This window comes from Paenibacillus sp. FSL M8-0334 (genome assembly GCF_038000405.1).
In the GTDB taxonomy this organism is placed as follows: domain Bacteria; phylum Bacillota; class Bacilli; order Paenibacillales; family Paenibacillaceae; genus Paenibacillus_AQ; species Paenibacillus_AQ campinasensis.
Genome location: NZ_JBBOCH010000001.1, coordinates 826,796 through 852,966, shown reverse-complemented (window position 1 = coordinate 852,966; position 26,171 = coordinate 826,796). Strand labels below are relative to the sequence as shown.

General features: G+C 53.6%; 18 protein-coding genes. 15 read left to right on the top strand and 3 right to left on the bottom strand.

Annotated features, from left to right (window positions below):
* Entirely contained in the window at positions 1-1,926 is a 1,926-nt protein-coding gene (locus MKX64_RS03815; protein WP_341035356.1) for a PAS domain S-box protein, read from the top strand.
* 161 nt (positions 1,927-2,087) lie between these two features.
* On the opposite strand, the gene MKX64_RS03810 is transcribed toward MKX64_RS03815, so the two are convergent.
* Together MKX64_RS03810 and MKX64_RS03805 are read right to left on the bottom strand one after the other, a co-directional pair.
* Positions 2,088-3,800, bottom strand: coding sequence for a cellulase family glycosylhydrolase (locus tag MKX64_RS03810; RefSeq protein ID WP_341035355.1), 1,713 nt, complete (start codon positions 3,798-3,800; stop codon positions 2,088-2,090).
* 722 nt (positions 3,801-4,522) lie between these two features.
* Positions 4,523-8,023, bottom strand: a complete 3,501-nt coding sequence (locus MKX64_RS03805; protein ID WP_341035354.1) for a copper amine oxidase N-terminal domain-containing protein — start codon at positions 8,021-8,023, stop codon at positions 4,523-4,525.
* Between the two features lie 318 nt (positions 8,024-8,341).
* On the opposite strand from MKX64_RS03805, the gene MKX64_RS03800 reads away from it, so the two are divergent.
* The 5 genes from MKX64_RS03800 to MKX64_RS03780 all read left to right on the top strand — a co-directional run bounded on the left by MKX64_RS03800 (position 8,342) and on the right by MKX64_RS03780 (position 14,427).
* Entirely contained in the window at positions 8,342-9,352 is a 1,011-nt protein-coding gene (locus MKX64_RS03800) for a C45 family autoproteolytic acyltransferase/hydolase (protein ID WP_095399018.1), read from the top strand.
* Positions 9,353-9,357: 5 nt separating this feature from the next.
* Entirely contained in the window at positions 9,358-9,765 is a 408-nt protein-coding gene (locus tag MKX64_RS03795; RefSeq protein ID WP_095399019.1) for a hypothetical protein, read from the top strand.
* Between the two features lie 596 nt (positions 9,766-10,361).
* The gene (locus MKX64_RS03790) at positions 10,362-10,757 is read left to right on the top strand and encodes a hypothetical protein (RefSeq protein WP_176475624.1); all 396 of its coding nucleotides are present in this window, start codon (positions 10,362-10,364) and stop codon (positions 10,755-10,757) included.
* A gap of 66 nt (positions 10,758-10,823) precedes the next feature.
* Entirely contained in the window at positions 10,824-12,566 is a 1,743-nt protein-coding gene (locus MKX64_RS03785; RefSeq protein ID WP_095267299.1) for an ABC transporter ATP-binding protein, read from the top strand.
* Positions 12,559-14,427 (top strand): ABC transporter ATP-binding protein, encoded by a 1,869-nt coding sequence (locus tag MKX64_RS03780; RefSeq protein ID WP_341035353.1) that lies wholly within the window; start codon positions 12,559-12,561, stop codon positions 14,425-14,427. The genes MKX64_RS03785 and MKX64_RS03780 overlap by 8 nt, the downstream gene beginning before the upstream one ends.
* 296 nt (positions 14,428-14,723) lie before the next feature.
* Here MKX64_RS03780 and MKX64_RS03775 read toward each other — a convergent pair whose 3' ends face one another.
* On the bottom strand, positions 14,724-16,115 hold the full coding sequence (locus MKX64_RS03775) for an MFS transporter (protein ID WP_341035352.1): 1,392 nt from the start codon (positions 16,113-16,115) through the stop codon (positions 14,724-14,726).
* A gap of 116 nt (positions 16,116-16,231) precedes the next feature.
* Here MKX64_RS03775 and MKX64_RS03770 point away from each other — a divergent pair, with 116 nt between their 5' ends.
* The 9 genes from MKX64_RS03770 to pepT all read left to right on the top strand — a co-directional run bounded on the left by MKX64_RS03770 (position 16,232) and on the right by pepT (position 25,990).
* Positions 16,232-17,143 (top strand): LysR family transcriptional regulator, encoded by a 912-nt coding sequence (locus tag MKX64_RS03770; RefSeq protein ID WP_095267305.1) that lies wholly within the window; start codon positions 16,232-16,234, stop codon positions 17,141-17,143.
* A 284-nt stretch (positions 17,144-17,427) separates the two neighbouring features.
* The gene (locus tag MKX64_RS03765) at positions 17,428-18,204 is read left to right on the top strand and encodes an ABC transporter permease (protein WP_095267306.1); all 777 of its coding nucleotides are present in this window, start codon (positions 17,428-17,430) and stop codon (positions 18,202-18,204) included.
* Positions 18,201-19,001 carry an ABC transporter permease gene (locus MKX64_RS03760; protein WP_095267307.1) on the top strand — a complete coding sequence of 267 codons (801 nt, stop codon included), beginning with the start codon at positions 18,201-18,203 and terminating at the stop codon, positions 18,999-19,001. Before MKX64_RS03765 ends, MKX64_RS03760 begins: the two co-directional genes overlap by 4 nt.
* 14 nt (positions 19,002-19,015) lie before the next feature.
* Positions 19,016-20,017, top strand: coding sequence for an ABC transporter ATP-binding protein (locus MKX64_RS03755; protein ID WP_155618681.1), 1,002 nt, complete (start codon positions 19,016-19,018; stop codon positions 20,015-20,017).
* A gap of 175 nt (positions 20,018-20,192) precedes the next feature.
* Complete coding sequence (locus MKX64_RS03750; protein WP_341035351.1) at positions 20,193-22,163, top strand: tetratricopeptide repeat protein; 1,971 nt, start codon at positions 20,193-20,195, stop codon at positions 22,161-22,163.
* 141 nt (positions 22,164-22,304) lie between these two features.
* A complete protein-coding gene (locus MKX64_RS03745) occupies positions 22,305-23,003 on the top strand; it encodes a methionine ABC transporter ATP-binding protein (RefSeq protein WP_095267335.1) in 699 nt (232 codons plus the stop codon).
* A 5-nt stretch (positions 23,004-23,008) separates the two neighbouring features.
* Positions 23,009-23,710 (top strand): methionine ABC transporter permease, encoded by a 702-nt coding sequence (locus tag MKX64_RS03740; RefSeq protein WP_095267336.1) that lies wholly within the window; start codon positions 23,009-23,011, stop codon positions 23,708-23,710.
* Positions 23,711-23,778: 68 nt separating this feature from the next.
* Positions 23,779-24,618 carry a MetQ/NlpA family ABC transporter substrate-binding protein gene (locus tag MKX64_RS03735; RefSeq protein WP_095267310.1) on the top strand — a complete coding sequence of 280 codons (840 nt, stop codon included), beginning with the start codon at positions 23,779-23,781 and terminating at the stop codon, positions 24,616-24,618.
* Between the two features lie 139 nt (positions 24,619-24,757).
* Entirely contained in the window at positions 24,758-25,990 is a 1,233-nt protein-coding gene (gene pepT / locus MKX64_RS03730; RefSeq protein ID WP_095267311.1) for a peptidase T, read from the top strand.
* Positions 25,991-26,171 lie beyond the last annotated feature (181 nt).

The window sequence follows — 26,171 nt, the reverse complement described above, 5'->3', positions numbered from 1 at the left end:
ATGAGCAATATCAGTGTATTTGGCAACCAGGGATTGTTTGAACATGTATATAAAAATGCGCCCATTGGCATCGCTTTGGTTTCGATTGACGGCAACTGGATTGATGTCAATCCCGCTGCATGCAAAATTTTAGGTTACACCCAGGCCGAACTTATGGCCCTTCCGGCAACGGATTTTGTATTGTCCGACAAGGTCGACAACTTGGATGAACTGGTTAAGATGATGAGTCAAGGGACAGACAAATTCGAGTCGGAGCGGCAATATCTCCATAAGAATGGCAACAGCATCTGGGCGGCGGTTCATGTCTCCCTGGTCCGGGATGAGGAGAGCGGGGAGCCGCTGTTTTTCATCTCGCAAGTGGTGGATACTACCGACAGCAGGGTCGCGGAACAGAAGTTGCAGGAAAGTATTGAACGGTATACCTCCTTGAAAAAATATAACCATGATGCCATCATCTCGTTCGGACTGGACGGCCGGATTATCAACGGCAACCAGATGACAGAGCAGATGACCGGCTATACAATTCCGGAGCTGATCGGAAAAAGAATCTCGAAGCTGATCGGGGAGCAGAATTTGGCGAGCGTCCTGAATCCGGCGAAGGACTACACCCTGATCGAGAAGGATATTACCGAGATCAGGCACAAAAGCGGCAAAATGGTCGAGGTGCTGTCCACCCTGGCTCCGATCATTATCCACGGCAATACGGTAGGCTACTACATCATTGCCAAAGATATGACAGAGCAGAAACGGCTCATTATCGAGAAGGAAGCGGCGGAGAAGACCAACAAGGCCAAGAGTGAATTTCTGGCCATGATGAGTCACGAGATTCGCACACCGATGAACGGAGTTATCGGCATGACGGATCTGATTCTGGAGACCGATTTGTCTCCAGAGCAGCGGGAATATATTGATATCATCAAGAAAAGTGGCACCACTCTTCTGAACATCATCAATGACATTTTGGATTTCTCGAAGATCGAGTCTGGCAAAACCGAGCTGGTCGAGGAAATCTTCGGCGTGCGCAGCACCATATCGGAGACAATCAATCTCATTTTGCCTAAGGCGCTTGAGAAGAATCTTGAAGTGACCACGTCGGTATCGCCTTGCGTGCCCGAAGTCGTTGAAGGGGATGTTACGAAGCTGAGGCAGGTGCTGATCAATCTGCTTGGCAATGCGATCAAGTTTACGCCAAACGGCGCAATCACCACAACAGTGAAGCTGCTGGCACAGGAAAAGGATACGGTGACGCTGCAATTTTCGGTGCGTGATACAGGGATTGGCGTGCCGGAGCATAAGGCTCCACAGCTGTTCGAGCCGTTTTACCAAGTGGATCATTACATGACCCGGCATGTGGAAGGCACGGGTCTCGGGCTGGCCATCTGCAAGAAGCTGGTGCATCTGATGGGCGGAGAAATATGGTACGAGCCATCCCCGGATCATCCGGGATCAGTATTTATGTTTACTGTAAACTTCAAGGTGGAAGAAGATGTTGTGGAAACCCCGGAGGCAGAAACGTTGGAGGGCGTGCCTGGATCGGGGAATGCGCTGAAAATTCTAATCGCGGAAGACAATGAAGTGAACCAGCTCGTATTGAAAAAGATGGTTGAGAAGCTCGGCTATAACTCCACGGTGGTGGACAATGGGCAGGAAGCGATCGAGGCATTTAAACGCTATCCGTACGATATCATTTTCATGGATATCCAAATGCCATACCTGGATGGTCTGGAATCTACCAAGAAGATCCGGGAGCTGGCAGCAGGGGACCGGCCTCCCTTTGTGGTCGCGGTGACGGCCCACGCCATCAAGAATGATCGGGAGAAATATTTGGCGCTCGGGATGGATGAATACATCAGCAAGCCCGTCAGCATGGATGAGGTGTCCCGGGTCATTCAGCACTATCGAAAAATGGCCGAGGCGCCGGTATAAGCTTTGCTGTGCGCTCAAGTCCATGCGATTGATATGGATATGTGCGATGCCTCGCGTCATATCCGTCCATCGGGAGCCGGCTCTGCCCGCGCAGCAGCGCGAAAAGCCCTGCAAGGATCATAGAGATCACTTGTAGGGCTTTTATATGATAGATATAACCCTTATCTCGGACTTCCGGTTACGCGGTTTCCGTTCTTGGTTATGCTGTATTCCAGCATTTCACCGCTCCAGAAATGGAATTTCAGATGTACGTCCCCGTCCCGTACTTCATTGAAGAAGTTCGAATGGAGCTCGATGGTGCCATCATCGTAGGAAGGGGAGAAGGTATAACCGAACTCTTTGAACGAAGTCCAGTTCTGCGGGCCGGCATTGCTGCCATCCGGATATACAGCCTCCATCGTCGCCAACTGATCGCCGCGGAAGGAAACCGGGATAAGGAAGGATTCGGTTGTCCCGGTTGCCGGTTGAAGCTGCGGCTGATCATTCACGATCACATGGAACTTCCAGTCTGCACCTTGGTTGAACTTGGCGGTCAGCTCGGCGTTGACGCCATACTGCCCAGGGGTAACGAGCCTTGAGAGCAGACTGGCTTTGATCGTCAGCCGATCACGGAATATCGTATAATCCGAGCCGGCATTCAGCGTTTGTTCACCCAGCGTGAGCGCAGTAAAGTGATTTCCATTCAGATTGAGCGTCATGGAAACATCCTGGAGGGTGCTTCCTTGCCCGACAAAGATCAGGTCCGTTTCCGCGGTGGATGACCGCCCGCTCCAGCCGGCCTTCATTATATGGAAGAAGTCGGGGTCGTTCCACGTCAGAGAAGAACGGTTGAAATGCTGCCCGTTATCCCACAGCATGTGCACAATCTGTTTCTCCTGAACCACATGCGTCAGATACTCGAAGAATTTCAATTTCTCACCCTGCTGAATGACACCGGTGTTTCTGTCAAAGCCGAGCAGTCCGTATTCTCCAAGAATGACAGGGATCCCCCGCGCGGTGAACGTCTGATGGACATTGCGGAACGTTTCATCCATATCGTTCTTCGTATCCTCTTCGAAATGGGTGTACCCGGCAATGTTGACGCTGAACGGCCAGAAGCCGTAGAAATGCACAGTTGCAATCAGATGGTCGTCATTGAGTTTGGACATCGTTTTGTACAATTCGTCCATACGTTCCTGCGTAGGCGACGCTTCGAGCGTAGACAACACCAGCGGCCGGTCCGCGTTCAGGCTTCCCGAGCTGCGCACTATGCGATGGAAGGAGACGTTGAGTTCATCAAGCATTTGAAATTGCTTATGCTCATCTGTCGTTCCGCCATCGGTGAATCTCGGCTCATTCACGCTTTCGAACATCAGCTGATGCGGATGATCTTTAAAGCGATCGGCGATTTGTGTCCAGAGCGCATTGAAGCGGGCAACCACGTGAGCACGGTTGTTCTCCATATGGCTGATCCACAGCCAAGAGTCATGATGGACGTTCAGCATGACATAGAGACCTTCCTCAAGCGCCCAGTCCACCACCTCCTGAACCCGGTCCATGTAAGCCGGATTCACGGTATAGTTCGGCGCGTCCCCGATGTGATAATCCCAGGTCACCGGAATTCTGATGCTCTTATATCCCTGGGCAGCAATGTGCTGAATCAGCTCGCGGGTGACTCGAGGGTTCCCCCATGCGGTTTCATCAGCACCTACAGCATCCAGCGTATTGCCAAGGTTCCAGCCAGGCTGCATATCGTCAACGATGGACTGAAGCGTGCTGGTGCTTGCAGCCTCCGGGCTTGCATCTGCTGCTGAAGCTTGGGAAGGAGTGAGTGAGAAGAGAAGGCTCGACACCATTGCTAAGGTGAGCAGAACAGGAAGCAGTCGTTTTGTCATGGTCATTCTCCTTTACTTGAAGTTTCGTGTCTGGCGGTATGGAAGTCACCAAGAGCTGTTGCAATCGGGATGAATCGCATCACCTCACTTGCTGCGATGTTGAATGGCATGCTAGCTCCAGGCTGGTTGCCTATGAGCTCTAGGTGAATGGCATGCTAGCTCCAGGCTGGTTACTCTTGAGCTCTAGGTGAATGGCATGCTAGCTCCAAGCCGGTTGCCTATGAGCTCTAGGCGAATGGCAGCCAGCTTCAAGCTGGTTACTCTTGAGCTCTAGGCGCACTGCGAGATTAGCTCCAAGCTGATTGCACATTAGCTTCAGGCTAAATCCGGATATTAGCGATAAGCTTGTTGAAAGCGCTTTCCATATAAAGTTAACATAAAAATCCAGCTGGGAGTACTGCAATAATTTGAAGAAAAATCATGGGAAAATTAGAGATGAGGGAGATGCCTGAGATGCCTGAGATTCCTGAGATGCCTGGGGTGCCAGAGATGCCAGAGATAGCCGGGATGCATGAGATGCATGAGATACCTAGATGCCCGAGATGCCCCTGACTGGTAGAAGGTTCTCTTGACATCACTTGGCCGTTTTTCGGTCAGTTGTTCCTCGCGGATAAAACAAACCGCCCTCCCTGTCGGAATCATCCGCAGGAAGGGCAGCTTGGTAAGCTTCCTATTCATTTGTTTCATGCACGAGTCCAGCTCGCGCGGTGTTGTTCCTCATTTTATGGAACGATAACAAGCGATTTGGAAGGCTTGGATAACGGATTGGCCGCTACTGCCGTGGACGACAATTTCGTATTGCCTTTCTTGGCAGAGGACAGCACGAATACAGCGTACTCAGTGCCTTTCTTAATATCCTTGCCTAACGCGTCTTTTTTGATGGCGTCCGTTGCTGTGTCATCCTTATCAGCGAATTTCAGCTGAACGGCGACGTCCTTGCCATCCGGCTTGATTTTCAGCTCACTGTCAAGTTGGGTGCCAGCCTCGGTAGCTTTCTTCAGATCGAAATCCTTCAGATCCTCCTTGGCCACCAACAAGATGTGATAAGCTTCAACATTACGCTCATCGATTGCTTTGGTAAAGCTGATCTTCAGCGGGTTCGGATCTTGGGTCAGCTCGGCTTTCACGTTGGTTACTTGCACTGGATCCGGTACAGTGAACACGCTCGAAGACTTTGATATTTCATGGTTGGTTGACACTTTACCGTCAGCTATTACGAGAACGAACACCCGATACGATTGACCAGCCGTGATAACATTGCCATCCACATCCTTCGCGTTTGCGTCAAGGGTAGCGGAATATTCTCCGGCAGGCGGATCAAGCTTGATATAGTTTCCGCTGGCAACAGCGGTTGCTTCTGCAAATCCGAAAGCCTTCGTCGCTGGGACAACCATGATGCGGTATTCCTGTACGGTGCCCGGATTCGGATCTGGGGTGAAGCGAACCCGAATATCGCTTGCGTTGCCACTTGTTCCTTCGATGCCGGCATATACGTCTTTAGGCACCCCGACCGTCGTTCCCGTCAGCCGGACGACACCGGATGGCTGGGACAAGGCGTTATTATTGGCATTTCCGTCCTTGCTGACCGACAGTACAAACACTTGATAATCGACCAGATTCCGGATGGCTTCCCCGTCTACATCGACATGGGTAGGCCGCAGCACATTGCTGAAATTGTTTCCAGCCGAAGCGGTATCGTAACGGCCGGCCTGAACGGCGTTGGCCTGACTCAGGTTGAAGCCGGCAGCCTTCGACTGCTTCACGACCATGATCCGATATTCCTGGATGTTGCTGTCGTTGGCCGCTCTCGTGAAGGAGACAGACAGATCGCTGGCATCGCCCCGATTGTCAACATCGCTAGCCTGAACATTCGTCACGGCAGCGACCTGGGTGTTCCCCTTGAGAGTAATAACATTGGACGAAGCGGACAGTGCATTGCCCCCGGTCGTGTTGCTGTTGGCCACGGACATCACATAGACACGATAGCCGACCTCGTTGCGGATGCGCTCGCCGTCGGTGTCATTGCTTGCAGCGTCCAGGTTGATCGTAATCGGGCCGCCGCGTTTGTCGACATACTTGTAGTTATTGTTGTTAATCGCCTGGGAGAGCGTGAGGCTCTTGTTCGACTTTACAACATAAACTCTGTAGTGACTGATGTACATTTCATTCGTTGTCGGATTGAACGACACCCTCATATCCGTGCCGTTTCCATTGTCGCTCGTATCGCTGACCACAGGTGTAGAGACAGGTGAAATCGTCTGGCTGCTGGTCAGCGTAATCGTGCTCGAAGGATAGGACAATGCATGATTGCCGGAATAAGCAACCGACATGACATACACGCGATAGCTGACCCCGTTCTGAATCAGTGCGCCGTCGATATCGCGGCTGCTCGCCAACAATGTGCTCGTGATGGTGTTGCCGCCAGTTTTGTTAATATTCGTATAATTGCTGTTGATGTTGCTGGCTCTGTACAGATCAAAGGTGCTGTTATCAGACGCTTTAACAACAAATACCCGGTAATGGCTGATGTTCGATTCATCCGATGGACGGGTGAAGGACACCTGAAGGTCCCGGCCGTCGTTACTGTTGCCTACATCGTTGACATACAGCCCGGAGACAGCCCCGACACTGCCCGTATTGTAGACAAGGACGATCGGATTAGAGACAGGGGACAGCACATTGCTTCCACTGCCGCTGTTGCTGACTGCCATAACGAATACTCGATAATTCACACCGTTTCTCAGTAGAGCGCCGTCCACATCCCTTGCATTGGAAGACAAGGTGGTTGTGATGTTCGAGCCGGAATTCGTCTTGCCCACTTGCGTGTAATAGCTGCTGTTGGTAATCGAATTGGCTCTGCTCAGACTGAAATATGAGTGCTCGGATTCCTTGACAACAAAGATGCGGTATGCGCTAATATTCGACTCATTGGATACCTTGTTGAAGGTTACCCGCAGATCGCGTCCGTCCCCATAATCGCTAACATCGGCTACCTGAGTAATAACCGGTGCAGTGGTTGCGCCTGATGCCAGCGTGATGGAGGAAGAAGCTGCTGACAGCTGGCTGGAAACGGAGTTCTCATTGGTGCTCACAGACATGACAAACACCGTATAAGGGATGCCGTTGCGGATAAGCTCTCCGGATGTATCCCTTGCGCTTGAGCTTAGGTTCGCCGTCAACGTCGTGCTGGTGCTGCTCGTTTTGTTGACGCTGGTGTAGTACTGGCTGGATACGTTCTTGGCTGCAGCGAGGTTAAAGCTGCCGATATCCTTCGTTTTTACAACCATGATGCGATAGTTGAGAATGTTGCTCTCATTCTGGGCGCGAGTAAAGCTGACCGACAGGTCGCGCCCATCGTTATGGTCGCTAACATCGCTTACGCGAACATTCGTCGCCGGCTGAACCGCATTGCTGTTCGTCAGCGTCAGTGCTTGCGAAGGCGTGGATAAGGCCACGTTTCCGCTGTTGCCGAATGCGAGAACATAGGCTCGATAAGCCTGGTTTTCACGAATCAGTTCGCCATCGGTATCCCGCGCACCGGAGGATAACGCTTGGGTCACATTCGATCCATTAGGGTATACGGCCGTGTAGCCGCCCATCGGCACTTGGCGCGCTGCCGCCAGATTGAGCGATTTGGATTGCTTAACGATCAGAATGCGGTAGTGAGAGATCATTGATTCCGTTGACGATTTGGTGAAGCTGACCTGAATATCTCTTCCGTCACCTGCGTTCCCGATGTCCTGCATGCTCACGTTTGTCGGTGCTGAAATGTAATTGGTTGGGGGAGGGGCCGGCTTTGACGTTGTGATCGTCACGGTTTTCGTTCTAGAGTTCCAGCCGATTTTCTCACCCAATGCTTCACTTGCGAAGCGAACCGGAATCATGGTGTTGCCTTTTACATTTTTGGCCGGGACATCCAGACTTACGGTCTGGCCGTTGATCGTAGCGGTTTTGTTATTGATTTGCAGCACGATCGTAGTGCCGTCCCTGTTCGCTGTAACCGTTTGGGTTTTTTGATTCCATTTGACGGACGCACCCAGGGACTCAAAAATCGCCCTCATGGGAAGCATCACACGCCCTTGGATCATGATCGGTGCTTGATTGGATGATACTTTGGTACCATCTAACAGCACGGTAATGTTGACGGCCGCTTGCGCCTGAGACTGAAACATTAATGGCACAATGAGTAGCACGGCCAACAGGGCAGTCCATACTTTTTTCACATGCTCAACCTCCTGATTAGTATGTTGTTCGTCTGTTATTATTTTCCTCCCTAACTATGACGTTCTTGCCAGGAGAAAAGTTTCAGCTAATTAAAGCTTTTAATTATTATATCGTGTAACTGGTTGATTCTGTTAAGTAATTGATCATATGGACCTGTGCCGGACGTCCTTTTTTATCCATGCTTACATGCTCCGTAAACCGTTTTCTAATGAAGATTCAACAGATCTCTAGTCGGAAACTGGCTATAAACATACAGTAAGTTTATAATTGTAGTAACTACACATTTCCAGACTTTGTAATTTCGGGAGGGGAGTAAAGTGTCAGAATTCCGTGTGAGGATTCTGCAGCTAAGAGACCAAGCTTATAACAATGGGGTAAGACTTGGAGAAGCCTTTCGGGCAGTACAGCAGCGTTTTGAAGCGATGGTCAGGCCGCAGATTGATTTCGATGAGATGAAGCGCATCTACACCGGCTTTGCGCCGCATCTTCTTGAGGAAATTTACGGAGCGGCTGAAGGTTTGGGATGTGGAGTGGCGAAGGCATCCGCCCTCCTTAGCGGATACGATATTCCGAGTATTCCCGCGATGGGCTGCTCTGCCCTGATAACGGACCGGTATTATGTAAGAAATTACGATTTCACACCAGCGATTTATGATGGCTTGTTTACGCTGAATGAGACAGGAGAAGCTTATGCCTCGGCAGGCTATAATCTGCAGGGAATTGGCAGGCATGACGGCGTGAATGAGCACGGGCTTGCCGCGGGTCTTCATTTTGTCAGCTTTGACGGATACCGCAAGGGGCTGTCCCCTTGGATAAGCGTTCGATTTATATTGGAGATGTGCAGGGACGTAGACGAGGCTTCCGATATGCTGAAGGAGATTCCGCATGCAGCCTGCTATAACTTTTCATTGGGGGATGCCATGGGCAATATGGCGGTAGTGGAGGCCAGCCCGTCCGGGGTTACGGTGCGTAAAGGGGGAGTCGCGATGGATTGTGTGAACCATTTTGAAGAGCAGAAGGGCAAGAACAGGCAGTCGATTGAGCATTCGCTTCGGCGCAGTCGATATATACAGAGACTGAAGACTGGTGATTTGTCCCATAGGCAAGCGTTCGAGATGTTTAAGGATCTGCAGTCACCCTTGTTTTTTACCGATTATGAGCAGTGGTTCGGTACACTGCATACGTTCTCTTATAACTATGAGGAAAGCACCATTATGACGGCCCTTGCCCGTGGCAATACCCTGCAGTTCTCATTCCGTGAATGGATGGATGGCCGCGATCTCAGCGAGATGCACCTATCGGGGCGGCTGGAACGTAAGGGAGAGTGAGCTCCGTGCGTAGACGAGCTCTTCGGGCCGTGATGGGCCTTGCTGTTCTATTTTGTCTATTAACGCTGGGCGGTAATGAGGATGGCAATCGCGAGTTGAGAACCTATCGCAATACCCCTCAGACATTCAGGATTGCGATGTCGGTTGCTTATACGAAGGATCATAGCTACGACAGGTTCGGAAGCCCGGATGTTGTCAGGGAGGGAGAGGATGGTATGTATGAAATTCGATACATATCCGATGGCAGTCGCTTGATCACTCTTTATGACACTACTGGGAGAATTGTAGATGAATGGCGTTTGAAAAGACTTCTGGAAAGAAGAGATTTCTGCGCGATTATTCCGGGAACACATGGCGTATCGGGAGGTGGGAAAAATAGATCCGTACTCGCCTCCAATAGCAATTCATCCTGATCATCAACGTGCGATTAGTGAACATCGGCTTGCAGACTCGGGAACCATTATCCTGCACTACCTCCGAAAAGATGATAACTGGATAGTAGAGACGATGAATTATAGATATGATTTCCCCTTCGGTTTGGTTAACAGACTACGGCCGGAAGATCTAGATCCTTTATTAGCTTCACGGTCTGAAAGGTGAGTGTACCTTAGTCCGCTTTTTCGGGTACAGGGTTTCGCTTAATGAGAGTTTAGTTTTCGTCAGTTCGGTGAGGACCCGCTTTCAATATTTTCCGGGAAATAGTATAGTCTTAGCTCCTAACCCTAGGATCAAGATGGACACCCAATCACGAGAATCTCCCATCAGAGCATCCAGGAATGCGTTAAGTAATGGGTGCCTCTTAGCTTCAGAAGCTGAAGCTAGGGGTACTTTTTTTATAGACTGAAATCCCAATGTATGTTTGCATATATAGTCGATCAAGCTAGATTTTCTGGTTTCTCGATGAATCACAATATACGTTCACTAAATGCGTCATGAAGATTCGTTGACAATATGCATACAATTGTATACGATGATTTCATATATCATTGTATACATAAGGAGTGTTAGGGTGAATCATTCCGAGAATCGACTGTATTGGAAGGACGATCATCAAGGCGGGGGCCCTTCCCATGATGAATTCAAACGTCCAGGGGGAGGCGGAAAGCGGAAAGAATGCCAGCGCGGTCCCCAGACATACCGCCGCGGCCGGGCGATTGAGTTTTTAGAGCGAATGCATGTGAAGCGCGAGACGCTGAAGCAGCAGCTGGACGCACAGGAGTATCAATCCATCCGTCCGATAGTGCTCGGTGAATTAAAGGCGATCGATATGGTGATCAATGAGTTTATGCAGCTGTTTGATCTGCAGAATAAGGAAGAAGCCGAAGCGTCTGCACCAGCGGAATCAGGAGCTTCTGCCGGGTCTGAAGGTCCGAACGACCTGAGGGGGGAGAATCCATTTAACTGAGCTTAATGTAGGCCTGACGCCGTGTGCACTATTACATAGACGGGCCTTAACTTCGGAGGAATGCATATGGGAATTGTTTTTTCTTTTTTGAAGAAATATCGCGTAGCTGCGATTGCGGCGCTCACCATGATGCTGATTGAATTGACGGTCGAGCTGATCCAGCCGCTGCTGATCTCCAAGATCATTGACGATGGCATTCAGGTTCAAAATATGTCGGTGGTATGGATGTGGGGAGGCGTGCTTCTGGGAAGCGCTGCCATAGCCTTTGCTGCCGGAATAGCGAGCTCCTTCTTTGCCGCGCATGCGAGCCAGGGGCTTGCATATGATTTGCGGGAAAGTCTATATGAGAAGGTCCAATCCTTCACCTACTCCGTGTTCAACCGTTTCGCAACCTCGTCGCTGATCACTCGGCTGACAGGGGATGTGACCCAGATCCAGGACACGGTGTTTATGGGGCTGCGCTTTATGACGCGGGTCCCGCTTGTTGTGATCGGCAGCATTGTGATGGCGCTGGTCGTGAATGTCAAGCTCGGGCTGATGCTTGTGCTCACGGTACCTCCGCTATTTATCTTCATCGCATGGATGATGAAAAAAGCGGCCGATTCCTTTCGTCAAGTACAGCGGCGTCTGGATGCGGTGAACGGTGTAATCCAGGAGAACTTGACGGGTATCCGTCTCATTCGCGTTTTTGTACGTATGGGTCACGAGATTGAGCGCTTTGCCAACACGACAGGCAAGCTGATGCGCAGCACCGTGTCCACGCTGCGTCTGACGGAAATCACGATGCCGTTCATTCTGCTCATCATGAATGCCAGCATCATGGCCATTCTATGGTTTGGCAGAAACGATATCGAGGCTGGCAGCGCATCGCTCGGGCAGGTCGTTGCCGTACTGAACTACTCTTTGCGCTGCATCGGCGCCATGTCCACCCTGTCTTGGGTTGTGGCTGCCTTTTCCCGCGGCCAGGCTTCGGCCGGCCGGGTGCAGGATGTCATGAGCACAGCATCCCAGGATGCTTCCGAGCAGACGGCTGGGGCCCGGTCCGCATCGGTTCCTGCGTCCTTGAAAGGCGAAGTCGAATTTGACAAGGTCGGCTTCAGTTACCCTGGCAGCGAGATAACGGTACTGTCTGACATTTCGTTCAGGGCATCTCCGGGGGATCGAATCGCTATTATGGGCGCAACCGGCTCCGGCAAGTCAACGCTGGTGCAGCTCATTCCGCAGCTCTACGAGGAGGATGGCGGTACGGTCCGCATCGACGGGATCAAGGCGAAGGAGATCGATCCGCTCCGGCTGCGGAGCAGCATCGGCTATGTACCGCAGGAGGTGATGCTGTTCTCGGGCACGATACGCGAGAACATCGCCTGGGGCCGCGAGGATGCTTCGCTGGAGGAGATCCAGGAGGCGGCGCGCAGAGCGCAAATCCATGACACGATTGCCCAGCTGCCGAACGGGTATGATACGATCATCGGTCAGCGTGGCGTCAATCTGTCCGGCGGGCAGAAGCAGCGCCTTTCCATTGCCCGGGCATTGGTGCGCCGTCCGGCCATTCTTATTCTGGATGACAGCACGAGCGCGCTCGATGTGAGCACGGAGGCGAAGCTGCTTGATGCGCTGAAGGATTTGTCCTGTACGACATTCCTGATCACGCAGAAGATCAGCTCCACTACGTCGGCGGATCTGATCCTGCTGCTGGATGACGGCCGCTTGATCGGCAAGGGGGATCATGCATCGCTGATGGACAGCTCTCCGCTCTATCGACGCATCTATGAGTCCCAATACGGAGAGGAGGAGGTGCGCCATGCTTAAGGCATTGATTGAACCTTTCCGCCATCCGCGCCCGAAGCTGGATCTCAGCGGCGCGAAGGGTGGCAGTGGAAGCAAGCCTAAAGCCAAGGCCAAGAACTGGTCGGGAACGTTGGGCCGCATCTGGTCTTATCTGGCCCGCCGCAAGGGCAAGCTGACCCTTGTGCTGCTGATGGTTGTAGCCAGCTCCGGCTTGTCTCTGCTCGGTCCTTACCTCTTGGGCGTAGGCGTGGACAACTTCCTGGAAGGCCCGGGGGGACCTGACTGGATATACTTCCTTGTCGGTCTGGCCTGCGTCTATGGGCTTCTGGCACTGACAACATGGCTGCACAACATCTGGATGAACGGGATTGCCCAGGAGACGGTGTACCGAATGCGGATGGATTTGTTCACCCATCTGCATCGCCTGCCGATTCCGTTCTACGGGAAGCGGCAGCAGGGCGAAATCATGAGCCGCCTGACCAACGATATCGAGAATGTCAGCTCCACGTTGAACAGCTCGGCGATTCAGATCTTTTCCAGTGTGCTGACCTTGGTCGGAACGGTGTCGGTCATGTTGTGGCTCAGCCCGCTGCTTACGCTGCTCACCTTCCTTGTTGTGCCGCTGATGGTTCTCGGCATGCGCTGGATTACCCGGCGAACCGGTCCGCTGTTCAAGGAGCGCCAGCGCAACCTTGGAGACCTGAACGGCTACATCGAGGAGACGCTGTCGGGACAGCGGATCATTAAGGCGTTCTCGCAGGAGGAGCGGGTTATCCGCGAGTTCGGGGAGCGCAACAAGCGAATTCGCTGGTCCGGATTTTGGGCGCAGAGCATTTCAGGCTTTATTCCGAAGCTGATGAACGGCTTAAACAACCTCAGCTTTGCAATCGTGGCTGGCATCGGCGGGATTATGGCCATTAAAGGCTACATCTCGGTCGGAGTCATCATTATATTCGAGAGTTACGCCAGACAGTTTACCAGGCCGCTGAACGACCTGGCCAACCAGTGGAATACGCTGCTTTCGGCGATTGCCGGAGCGGAGCGGGTATTCGAGGTGCTGGACGAGGAAGTGGAGGCCAAGGACGAGACGGGTGCCGTTACGCTGAGCAAAGTGGAGGGTGCCGTGAAGTTCAACAACGTGTCCTTCTCCTATGACAAGGGCGGGGATACGCTGGAAGGCATCAGCTTTGAGGCGAAGCCGGGGGAGATGATTGCGCTCGTCGGGCCGACAGGCGCGGGCAAAACGACGCTCATTCAGCTCATATCCCGGTTCTACATTCCCGATAGCGGTCAGATTACGCTCGACGGGCGCGATCTGTCCACGATTCAGAGGGAAAGCCTTCGCTCCCACATGGCGTTTGTGCTCCAGGATTCGTTCCTGTTCAAAGGCACGATTCGTGAAAATATCCGTTTTGGGCGGCTCGACGCAACCGATGAAGAGGTGGAGGAAGCGGCCAAGCTGGCCAATGCCCACTCGTTCATCGTCCGGCTGAAGGACGGCTATGACAAAATGCTGGACGCCGATGGCAGCGGCATCAGCCAGGGGCAGAAGCAACTGCTTGCCATCGCCCGTGCGATTCTGGCCAATCCGGCGATGCTCGTGCTGGATGAAGCGACCAGCAGCATCGATACGGTGACGGAGATCAAGATCCAGGAAGGGCTTCAGCGCTTGATGCAGGGGCGCACCAGTTTTGTGATCGCTCACCGTCTGAATACGATCCGCTCGGCCGACCGGATATTGGTGCTGAAGGAAGGCAAGCTGATTGAGCAGGGATCGCATGACGAGCTGCTGCGGCAGGGCGGCTTCTACAGCGACCTGTACAACGGGCAGCTGAAGCGGGCGGTGATGCAAGCGGCGATGAACGAGGGGATCCGAGGATGAATGCGGGAACCCCCAAGCCGAACGGGCTGCGCCGCAACGGCTGAGCAGCTAAAGTTTCGGGCACCATGGGGCAACGATGCGTGTTTGCCGAGGGTCTGCTCGGTACAACAGAACCACCGGGCAAGGGAGAATGAAGTTCCCTTGCCCGGTGGTTTTTTCAGCGCCGCCGCGAAGGCCGCCTGCTGCCGGCTTGCATGGAGGTGGGAGCAAGCGATGCCTCCCCTGTCGCATCGCGGCAGGCTTCCTCGAACTGCAGAGCCAGGCCGGCGTCAATAGCAGCCGCTAGTGTAAGCGGCCTATCCCTTGCTGCCTGTCGCCTGAAGCTCAGGGAGCAGACGCCCGCGCCGCCCGAACTGGACAAAAAACAGCAGGAGGATGCCGAGCTGCACAGCCGCCAACACGACGTAAATATTACTGTAAGTGGAGGCGCCCGGATTGAGGCTCAGTGGATTCCAGGCCGCGGAAGCGTCCAATTCGACCGCCTTGCCATATATGCCCGTCGAGATTGCGCCGGACAGGAAGTTCAACAGGGAGAACAGCCCCATTCCGACCCCGGTCTGCTCCTTCGGCAGGGACAGCGAGATCGTCTTCGACAGTGAAATCTGCGTGAACATTTGCCCGACGTTCCCGAATATGAGGAACAGCGCGATCCAGAACGGGGATACGCCCGCAAAGGAAGACAGCAGGATAAAGCCGGACAGAAGGAGTGCGGAGGCGGCATAGAATAGGAAGGACGTTCCTTTCGTATCGGCCAAACGGCCTCCGGTTCTGCCAAGGAACGCGGCTACGACAGCCCCGGGCACCATGGCGAATCCGATCCATCCTGGCAGGAGCTGGTGGACGTCCGACAGCAGCTGCGGGGTCAGAAACGGCAGGGCGTAGCCGACGCTCACCGCGAGGACGCCAAGAGTCAGGCCGACCGAATAGCCGGCATTGCAGAACAGTCGAGGCTGGACGAAGGGAGCCTTCGCCGTCCGGATGCGTATCATGAACAGAACGAACAAAACCAGGCTGCCTGCGGCGTATAACCAGCCGCCTTGCGTAACCGCGAGCAGCAGCAGGGCAACCGTTCCGGCGAGCAGTCCACCGCCAAGCCAGTCGATCGTTCCGCCCTGCCTCTGCTCGTCGCCTAAGTACTTGCGGTACAGGGGCACAGTGAACAGAATGAGCAGCGGAATGCAGAAGAGCCACCGCCAATGGAACGCGCTGACCAGCAGCGCGGAAACGATCGGGCCGATCGCGCTGCCGATCGCAAGCCCGGTTGCCGTAATGCCCAGTGCCCGGCCGCGCGATTCTGGAGGGAAATAGCGGACCGGAATGATCATGGCCGTCGCCGGGATGACCGCTGCTCCCATGGCTTGGAGAATCCGCCCGAGCAGAACCACCCAATAAGCTTGCGCTCCGAGGCCGACCATAGAGCCGGCGAAGAACAGGAGCAGCCCAAAGGTCAGCAGATTTTTCAATTTATACGTATCGGCCAGCTTGCCGTATATGACTGAGCCGATGGCATAAATGAGCATGTAAATCGATGATACCCAGCTTACCTCGGCAAAGGAGAGCCGAAAATCCCTGCTCATTTCAGGCAGGACGATGTTGAACATCGTGGCGCTCATCGATGAGATAATCATCGTCAAAGCAAGAATGCGAATCAATTTGTCGGCGTAAGGCCGAACGGGATCGGCTTGCATGTTGATTCCCCCTTTCCTTTGGATACGATTTATTTTACAATCGATAGTTGATAAATAAAAATATATATTAAGTTATAAATTCATATACTAAAGGTTATGAAAAGGAGGGTTATATTATGGAGCTGCTTCAGCTTCAATATTTCCGGACCGTTGCCCGCATGGAGCATATGACCAAGGCTGCGAAGGAGCTGCGCATTGCCCAGCCTGCCCTTAGCAAGACGATCGCCCGACTTGAGGAGGATTTGGGCGTCCCGCTATTTGATCGGCAAAACCGGCAGATCAAGCTGAATGAATTTGGCAGGGCTTTTTTGAAAAGTGTGGATACGGCATTGTCCGTGCTGGAGGAGGGACGCCGCGAAGTGGCAGATCTGGCGGGAATGGAGAAGGGCACCATTCGCCTTGCGACGACCGTCTTAAATCGCCTCTCGAAGGCGCTAGGCGCTTTCCGCGCGGCTCATCCCGAAGTAAACTTCCGAATTGTCCAGATTGCCCCCGGCTCGATGATGGATATGGTCGAGATGCTGGAGAACGGCGAGGTGGATTTGTGCTTTAATGGAGCCTCGCTAGAGGAAGAACGGCTTCGCGAGCTTCCCGTCCTGCGCGCCGAGGTCTTTCTGGCCGTACCGTCTGGGCATCGGCTGGAGGAGCGCGATTGCATCGCGCTTCGGGAAGTCGAAGGCGAGCCGTTCATCGAGTACAAAGCGGGCCATCCTTTCCGTAAAATGAACGACGAAAACTGCGAAGCCGCCGGCATTCGCAGGGACGTTGTCTGCGAGGTGGACGAACCGGAAGCGCTGTCGAGCCTTGTGGCTGCGGGCCTCGGATTGGCTTTTGTGCCAGGCTGCAAAGGCGACGACAAGCCGCCTTACTCGCTGGTACGGATCGAGACGCCTTCGTGCTACCGAACGTTCTCCGTCGCATGGCTGGAACGACGTTATTTGTCCAAAGCGGCGGTCCTATTCCGGGAGTTTCTGGTCGATTATTTCAGCAGGTTGCAGGAACCGGTGCAGCGCAAAGACGCGATGTGACGACTCGCGTCTTATTTTTTTCGGGTTAGGATTCCACATTGGACGAGGAAGCTCTGGGATCGTATACAGCTCTTATTGGGTGTTCTCTCTGTCAGACAACGGATGTTCCGAATAATGCAAATAATGCAAAAAGCGGTTTGAATCAAAACGGCGAGGGCCGAAGTTCACGCCTAAAAAATGGTTGCCTCCTTAGGAAGGATCTGGTATGATGGTGTCCTTCTCTCATTTTCGCCTTGTCTGAAGTGGACGGATTCACCGTCTAATATGCTTATCGGAGGTGTCACATGCTTTACTTCACTTTGGCCTCGAAGGCCTATGCCCGCAATTTGCAGTACCGTGGGGCCCACATGGTTCACAACATCGCCAGCGCGATGTTCGGCTTCATGTATGCCTGCATCTGGATCGGCCTCGGTGCTGATCATGCGCTCGGAGAATACGGGACGCAGGGAATGGTCGCTTATATCGCCTTCACGCAGTCTGCGCTCTGGGTCACCAGCTTCATCACGAACGGTCTGGGTATTCCCCAGACGGTCCGAACCGGACATATCTCGCTTGACCTCATGAGGCCTGTTCATCTGTTTCCCCACCTCATGGCTAGGGAATGGGGGCAAATTGCCTACCAATTCATCTACAAATCGATCCCGATCTATCTCGTGTATTACTTCGTGTTCTCCATTCAATTACCCGGCACGCTTACATCTTATCTTTACGTTGCCATCGCGCTGATCGGCGCTGCGTATCTGTCCATCTGCATGAACTATCTCATTGGCGCCTCGGCGTTATGGACGACGGAGTCCAGCTGGCTGTATTGGGGCAATCATGCCATGATCAACCTGCTTGCAGGCTTTTTTATTCCGATTGAATGGCTCCCGTCCTGGCTGCAAACGATCGCCTGGCTCTCTCCTTATCCGTATCTGCTGTATGTGCCGACAAGACTTTATCTAGGCTTTGGCGATGCCTCTTATTTATGGGGGACGCTGTTTTGGTGCGTACTGCTGACCCTCATCTGTTTGACGGCAACTTTGCTCCTTAGACGGAAGGTGGAGGTGCAGGGAGGATGACGATGAGATCCTGGATATCTCTGTATGCGCTGCTGATTCGAACGAGCATTCGCAGCCGCATGCAGTACAAGTTCAACTTTCTGCTCGGCACCCTGCTTGCTGCGCTGATCCAAATTTCTGAGTTTCTGATGGTGGCGATCGTGCTTTATAAATTCGGAGCGATCCAAGGCTGGTCCATGCATGAGATCGGATATCTGTTTGCTGTCATGACCTTATCCAAAACGATCTACCGCATGTTTGCCGACGAAGTGCATCATCTGGAAAAGTATCTGGTGAACGGGGAGCTGGATCAGCTGCTCACCCGGCCGATGCCGGTGCTGCTGGCATTGCTGCCGCAGAAATTCCGGCTCATGCCTGGGGAAATCCTGCAGGGCGGGTTTCTGCTCTGGTGGTCGCTTGACGGCATGATGGCGGACGGGCAGATCAGCTGGGTAGCGGTACCGTATACGCTGCTCATCATTGGCACGGGTGCGGTCATTTTGTTTTCCATTGGACTCGCGACAGCAACTTGCGGGTTCTGGATGACAAGAATTACCGTGTTGCAAAATTTGACGGAAGATGCCGCCCGTTCGGCAGCCCAGTATCCGCTGACGCTGTATCCAAAATGGATGATCTCGCTGCTGCTGTTTGCCATTCCGGTCGGACTGGTCAATTATGTGCCGGCCCTGTATATATTGCGCGGTGAACTCGGGGGATGGATACTGCCGCTGCTGGCTGTGGCGGCGCTGTTCTGCCTGCTGTTAAGCGTGAGGTTCTGGCAGTACGGAATTACGAAATATCAGAGCACCGGTAGCTAGAGGAGGAGAACGTGATGATCGAAGTGAGCAATATACGCAAGGAATTCAGAACACCGGTTGTGAAGCAGGGGCGCTTCTCGGGCCTGCGCACGCTGTTTACAAGGGAATATCGGCTGAAGGAGGCGGTCCGGGGCATCAGCTTTCAGGTGGAAGAAGGCGAATTTGTAGGCTATATCGGTCCGAACGGGGCCGGAAAATCGACAACGATCAAAATGCTGACGGGTATTCTGCACCCGACCTCGGGCCATGTGTCCATCGGAGGCCTGAGCCCGCATAAGGCCCGGCGCGAGGTCGTAAGAAATCTCGGCGTGGTGTTCGGGCAGCGGAGCCAGCTGTGGTGGGACCTTCCGGTGATAGACTCGTTTGATATTCTGGCCCGGATGTACGGGGTCAGGGAACCGGAGAAGGAGAAGCGCATGCGGCAGTTTGCGGAGCTGCTGGATTTGGAGTCGTTCTGGGCGACCCCGGTGCGGAAGCTGTCCCTGGGCCAGCGCATGCGCGCCGATCTCGCCGCTGCGATGCTCCACGATCCGGACGTGCTGTTTCTGGACGAGCCGACGATTGGCCTGGACGTCAACGCCAAGCGGAATATCCGGCAATTTTTGAAGCGTCTCAACACCGAGTTTGGCAAAACAATTCTGCTGACCACGCATGATATGGATGATATTGAACAGCTGTGCCGGCGCGTGATGGTAATTAATGACGGCCAGCTGTCCTATGACGGCACGGTCCGGTCGCTGCGGGATACGATCGGGCTGCCCACCGTCATTACGGTTACCTATCGGGGAGATTTTCACATTCCCGAAGGGTACCGCATAAGCAAAGAGGCATATGAACCTGAGCTGCCGATTCGGCTGAACATTATAGCGGTGGAGGATCATACCGTAACGATTGAGGTGAACCGGAAGGAGATTCATACGCTGGATATTCTGAATCTACTGGCGCAATGGGGCGAACTGGCCGACGTTGACATGCAGGACCCGGATTTCGAGGACGTCATTCATAAGGTGTATTAGAATCATCCTATGGACAATTTGGTCAATCTTGTACTATATAATAGAACAGGCGAGAGAATGGGGAACCGCTCAGGTTCCTCTTTACTTTTTGGTAAAAAACGTCATACAGTATAGAGACTAGACGCAAACAGGACAAACGGGAGCCTGGCTGACTATATTAAAAGGGTGACGCACCATGAAGATAATGAAACGAATCTGGGTTGTTATCGGCAAGCATTATCATAAGAAACGGAACTGGGATCAGGCCTTGCACTATTTGCGCCGGGGCGAAAGCGCCATCACCAGATTTGAGGATAAGATTCAGTATGCCAATCTGCTTCATCATAACGGTCATTCCGAGCAAGCGCTCACTTATCTTGACGGAGTCATCGAAACGAGCGGCAGCAGCCGCGCTTATGAGCTCCGGGCTCATGTTTTGCGTGAACTGAACAGGAATGAAGAAGCCCTCCAGGATTTGAACCAGGCGCTTGGGCTGAACAAGGATCATTACCTCACCTGGTATACCCGGGGAATTACCAATAGAGATTTAGGGCACTATGACGAGGCCATCCGGGATCTGAAGGAGAGCATCAAGCGTGAAGATGCGAGCACCGTTACCTCTACCTATTATGAGCTGGGAATGGCCTACTACGATAGCGGGAACCCGGCGGAGGCGGTGAACTGTTTGCGGCAGAGTGTCGTCCGGCCGGATCGGGCCGTCCCGTTATACTATTACCGGCTGGCTGTCTCGCTGGGCTTGACCGGTCAGGTTCAGGAAGCGATTGAGGTGCTGCTGGAAGGAATCCGGCTTGCCGATCGGTATGCAGCCGCTGACGACGGTGGTTATGCCTTGTTCGCGAGTAGCTCGAATTACAGCCTTGATGCATTTGAGTCGTTCCAACAGGAGATGGAGGAGGCTCAATTCTTCCGGCCGGCGATGGCGGAGCTTTATGTGCAGCTGGAGAATTGGGAACAGGCGGAGAAGTATATCACGGAAGCGATCGTGATGTATCCGGAAGACCACGAGCTGTATTTGAAGCGGGCAGCAATCCGCGCCAAAGCAGGCTGGAGAGCGAAGGCCGAGGCCGATCTGGAGCATGTGATCCAGGCTGCACCGGCGGACTATCGGGGCTATTTCGAACTGGCCAGAATGTACCGCGCAGAAGATCAGGAGGATCGGGCCTTCGAGTTAATCCGCAAGCTGTATGACCGGCTGCCTGAGCATCCGCTGGTGTGCTACTGGATGGCGGATGGCTATTATCGGCTGGGACGCAACGAGGAAGCGCTGGCGATGAACAACAAGCTGCTTGAGCTTGAGGATGACGATGCGCCGAATTATGTTCAGCGCGCCAACATTGGCATCGAGCTGTATGATCTGCCTTTGGCGGAAGCGGCGCTCAGACAGGCCCTTGAGCTTCAGGATGACGCCGAGTTTCACAACAAGCTGAGCTATGTCCTGTATTTGCAGGGGCGCAATGAAGAGGCGCTGATCGAGCTGCAGGAAGCTGCGAGGCTGGATGAAGACTTTGCGGATCATCCGACTTTCTTGACCGGAAGCGGACATATCTATAAGGAGATGAAGCTGTGGGATCTGGCGATTGATGCATATTCCCGCGCGATTGAGATCGTGCCTGGCAGTCCCAAGTTTTATGAGTTCCGGGCCGTCTGCTTTATCGAAACGGGACAGCTGGAGCGGGCGCTGGCCGATTGCTCGCAGGGGCTTGAGCTTGATCCGGAATTTGGCAGCTTGTACAGCCTGCGCAGCGGCGTCTATTACTCCATGCTCGACTATGCCCGGGCCAGGGAGGACACAATGAAATTTCTGTCGCTGGCGCCGGGGCATCCGGGCGCATACTTCCGTCTGGGTCAGATTCTCTACAAGGACAACGAGGAAGAAGAGGCGCTGAACGCCTTCAACCAGGTGCTGGAGATTATCCCGGATCACGCAGAGACCTATTTGTACAAAGCCTACATCTATTACCATCAATTCGAGATGGAAGATGCAGTTCAGGCGATTGTGAACTGGAGTCTCCATCTGGACAAGGAGATGCCGCCCGCACAGAAGGTCGAAGCGATCGAGGCGCTTGAAGGATTTGAGGAGGACATATTGAGCCGTGCAGTCGAGCGGCTGACCGGCATGTATGGCCAGCAGCTATATTTATCCTGAAGTTTGGATGAACGAATGAACACCTGCCGTTTAATTTGTGGTATGATTCTATATGTTGCTCAAGCAATTACGCTCGCTGGCCGCAAGGCCGGGCGGGCTTTCTTCATGTTAGCACGGCGGCCAAGAAAGGGAGGGATTCTTCTGATATCGCTGCACAATGTCAGCAAAAGCTTTGTTACCGGGGGAACCCGCCATCAGGCGGTCGAGCCGGTATCACTTCATATTGAGGAAGGCAGCGTTCACGGCATTATCGGCACCAGCGGGGCAGGGAAATCGACGCTGCTGCGCATGATCAATGTGCTGGAGCGGCCCGATTCCGGTCAAGTTATGGTGAACGGGCAGGACCTGACACTGCTGGGAGAGCGGCAGCTGAGGGAAGCCAGAAGAGCGATCGGCATGATCTTTCAGCAATTCCAGCTGGTCAGCAACCGCACCGTGCTTGGCAATGTGGCTATGCCGCTTGAGCTGGCCAGGATGCCGAAGGCGGAGCGGATGAAGCGCGCTGCCGAGGTGCTGAAGTATGTCGGGCTTGAAGATAAGGCGAAGCATTACCCTTCACAGCTCAGCGGAGGCCAGAAGCAGCGGGTTGCGATTGCCCGGGCGCTGGCCAATTACCCGAAGGTGCTTCTATGCGATGAACCTACCTCTTCGCTTGACCCGAGGACGACGGCGGACATTCTATCGGTGCTGCAGGATATCAACCTTCAGCTTGGGGTGACGATTGTGATCGTGTCCCACGAAATGGATGTGGTAAACCGCATTTGTGATCATATATCGGTGATGGAGAGCGGACGATTGGTGACGACTTATCCGGTTGTGAAAGAGGGAGACCCGACATGAATGGGATGCAATTGGACGTTGTTCAGTATTTGCATGATTTCATGGCCCATGTGATGCCGTACCAGAAGGAAATCTGGCATGCGATTGGGGAGACGTTCGTGATGGTGGGCATTTCGATTGCCGCTGCGCTATGCCTGGGCCTTCCGGTCGGAACGCTGCTGTTCCTATGCCGCAAGGGTCAGCTGTACGAGAATCGTGCGGTGTTTTCCATCGTCAACGGTCTGGTGAACATCATCCGCTCCTTTCCGTTTCTGCTGCTCGTGGTGGCCATGATTCCGATCACCCGCATGATCGTTGGCACATCGCTGGGCACGGTAGCTGCGGCGGTGCCGCTATCCGTTGTAGCGATTGCCACCTATTCCAGACTGGTGGAGCAGTCGCTGCTCGAAGTGCCGAAGGAGGTTATCGAGGCCGCATCCTCCATGGGTGCTTCCACCCTGCAGCTGATCATCAAGTTTCTGTATGTCGAGGCGCGGTCCGGACTGACGCTGGGCCTCACCACATCGACAATCAGCTTTATTTCCTACTCCACCGTGATGGGTATCGTCGGGGGCGGCGGTGTCGGGGACTTTGCCATCCGCTATGGATACCAGCGATTCGAGAATGAGCTCATGGTATTTACGATTATCGTCATGATCATACTGGTACAATCCATCCAGTTTGGCGGCAGCCTGGCCGCAAGGCTGCTGGATAAGAGAAGGGCCTGATAAGGGGCCGTGATACAACGAAGCGAGAGCAATCGCGATATTTTTATAAACTTGGGGGTTAGATCAACATGAAATATAAAGCACTTGCACTATTTATGTCCGTGATGCTGGTTCTGGCCGGCTGCGGGCAACAGCCTGCAGAAGAGGGAACATCCGGCAGCGACGGCGCAGAATCCGCGCCTGCACAACCTGTGAAGCTGAAGGTTGCATCGCTCATTCCGCCGATGACGGAAGTGCTCGATCTGGTGAAACCGAAGCTTCAGGAGGAGGGCATTGAGCTGGAGGTCGTTATTTTGTCGGATAACGTGCAGCCGAACAATGCGCTTGCCAACAAGGAAGTGGATGCGAACTTCTTCCAGCATGTGCCGTACATGGAAGAGTACAACGCCAACAACGGCTCCGAGCTCGTGCCTGTAGTTCCGATCTACAACGCGGTATTCGGAGCATATTCGAAGCGTTACAGCGATATTGAGGAGCTGCCGGACGGTGCGACAATCGCCATTCCGAACGATCCTTCCAACATTGGCCGCTCCCTGGTCATGTTCGAGAAGGAAGGGCTGATCAAGCTCAAGGAGGGTGTCGGCATTAAGGCGACCCAGGCAGACATTGTCGAGAACAACAGAAACTTCAAGTTCCAGGAAGTCGATCTGCTGATGCTGGCGCGCACGCTGGACGATGTGGACATGGTGGCGATGACACCGGCCTATGCGAAGCCGCTCGGCTTGACGCCGAACAAGGATGCGCTCATTACGGAGGGCAATGATTCGGCGTTTACGATCACGTTGATCGCACGCAAGGATAACGTCGATTCCGAGCCGATTCAGAAGCTGGCCGAAGCCATGACGAGCCCGGAAGTGAAAGCCTTCTTCGAAGAGAATTATTCGGATATTGCGCTTCCTGCATTTTAAGGAATGTCTGTGCAGCCGTACCCTAAGAAACAGGGCGCGGCTGCTTTTTAATGTCCATCATGGATTATGGTATACTCATTTTGATTGATGAAGCCGGGGTCACATATAGAAGCCCTAAACCGTAATAGGAGTTGAGAGTATGAAAAACGAAGTAATCGACAGACTCGTGAGGTACGCCCAGGTGGATACACAATCGGACGAGAACAGCAGCACCTGCCCTTCCACTCCGGGACAGCTGACGCTGGCTCGCATGCTGGTGGAAGAACTGAAGGAGATCGGCATGCAGGAAGTGACCATGGACGAGAACGGCTATGTGATGGCAACCCTTCCGGCGAACACGGACAAGGATGTGCCGACGATCGGGTTCCTTGCCCACGTGGATACAGCCACTGACTTTACCGGAGCGGGTGTAAAGCCACAGATCGTGGACAGTTATGATGGCGGGGATATCGTACTTAACGAGGGGCAGCAGGTGATTCTTTCCCCTAAAGACTTCCCCGAGCTGGCACGCTACAAGGGGCATACGCTGATTACAACCGACGGCACGACGCTGCTGGGCGCTGACGACAAGGCCGGAATTGCCGAGATCATGACGGCGATGGCCTACTTGATTCAGCATCCGGAGCTGAAGCACGGCCGGATTCGCGTAGGCTTTACGCCTGATGAGGAGATTGGCCGGGGGCCGCACAAGTTCGATGTGGAAGGCTTTGGCGCCAAGTATGCGTATACGATGGACGGCGGCCCGCTTGGAGAGCTGCAATATGAAAGCTTCAATGCCGCGGCAGCCCTGGTGACGTGCAAGGGCAAAAATGTTCATCCTGGCACGGCAAAAGACAAAATGGTGAACGCCGCCAAAATCGCCATGGAACTGCATGGCATGCTCCCGGCAGGCGAGGCGCCGGAGTTTACGGAGGGCTATGAGGGCTTCTATCATCTCACTTCCATTGAAGGCGATGTAGAGCTGACCGAGCTCCGGTATATTATCCGCGATCATGATCGGGAGCGTTTTGAAGCAAGGAAGAGCACACTGGCCTCCATCGTGGAGCAGCTCCAGCGCAAGTATGGCGAAGAGCGGATTATACTTCAGATGCGCGATCAGTATTACAATATGAGAGAGAAGATTGAGCCTGTAAAAGAAGTGGTGGACATTGCCCAGACCGCGATGGAGAAGCTTGGCATCAAGCCGATCATCGAACCGGTTCGCGGGGGAACCGACGGCTCGCAGCTGTCTTATATGGGATTGCCGACACCGAATATTTTCACCGGCGGCGAGAACTTTCACGGGCGATTCGAGTACATATCCGCCGACAATATGGTGCTGGCGGTGAAGACCATAATCGAAATCGTGCAGCTGTATGAAGCGCAGGCCTAAGCCTGCAGCGTATAGGAAGCAGCGGAGCAGCTGTGCCCCGCAGCCTGCTTAAAGGAAGGATATCGCAGCGGTGTAAGCCCGGGAGCGGCATCGAAGCATACAGCTTCCGGTGCCGCGTACCCGGGCTTTTTCTATGAGTCTCCTTTTCGCGGAGGAGCGGACAGAATCGGCGCGATGATAT